Annotated in this window: 1 protein-coding gene; it reads left to right on the forward strand. The window is 64.2% G+C overall.

The window, feature by feature from the left end; translation table 11 throughout:
- On the forward strand, positions 1-1,062 hold a 1,062-nt coding region (locus tag QQK18_RS26790), incomplete at both ends, for a diguanylate cyclase domain-containing protein (RefSeq protein WP_284343487.1).

Below are 1,062 nucleotides of genomic sequence, written 5' to 3' on the forward strand. Positions count from 1 at the left end.
CAAGGCTGCCGCAAATGTGGAGGAGACCGGCACGTTCCTGTTCGGCAGGGACCGGGCCATGCTGCGCAAGATCATCGATCAGGCCGCCATCGGCATGGCGGTCACCGGCATGGACGGTGCCATCGTCTACACCAATCTTGCCTTCGATCGGGATTTCCTCGTGGACCGGTCGAGTTCGGCCTCGACCCTTGCCGGCCTCTTCGACCCTGAGGATGCCGTAGCGGCCCAGGCGCTCTCCGACATCCTAGCGGGCCGTCTTCAGAGCTACGACGGCGAGCATCGGTGCCGCGCCTCCAGCAGTCAGCTCATCTGGGCGATGGTTGCGATGTCCGTGCTCGATTCCGAGACCACCGGCGAGCCGATGTACGTCGTCGTCCAGGTCAGCAGCATCGATCGCCGCAAGCACGTGGAAAAAGCGCTTGCCGAAAGCGAGAGCCGCTGGCACTTCGCCCTCGAGGCTGCACGACAAGGCGTATGGGATCATGATGCCCGCACGGGCCGCATGTTCTATTCGCCCATGTGGCGTACCATGCGCGGCATTCCGCAGGACGAGGAGATCGATGACAGCCAGGACGCGTGGCTGGCGCGGCTGCACCCCGAGGATCGCGACCGCATCCGGCAGACCGTTTCACGCCAGAACCAGGGCGAAATGGGCTATGACATCATCGAATACCGCGAGCGCCACCGCGACGGCCACTATGTCTGGATCCTCAGTCGCGGCAAACCCGTCGAATGGGATGAAGAGGGCAACGTGCTGCGCACGATCGGTACCGATACCGATATCACCCATTTGAAGGAAATCGAGGCGCGCCTCGAATATGCGGCGACCCATGACGGGCTGACTGGTCTCGCCAACCGGACATGTTTCCAGAACGCCGTTGCCTCGGCGCTGTCCGATGCGCCGGCCGGCGCCCTGATGTTCATCGACCTCGATCGGTTCAAGCCGGTCAATGACGCACTTGGCCACGCGGCCGGTGACGCGGTGCTGATTGCGGTCGGCCGTGCGCTGCGCAAGGTCCTGCGCGCTGGCGATGTCGCCGCCCGCATCGGTGGCGACGAGTT

The organism is Devosia nitrariae (assembly GCF_030160115.1).
In the GTDB taxonomy this organism is placed as follows: domain Bacteria; phylum Pseudomonadota; class Alphaproteobacteria; order Rhizobiales; family Devosiaceae; genus Devosia; species Devosia nitrariae.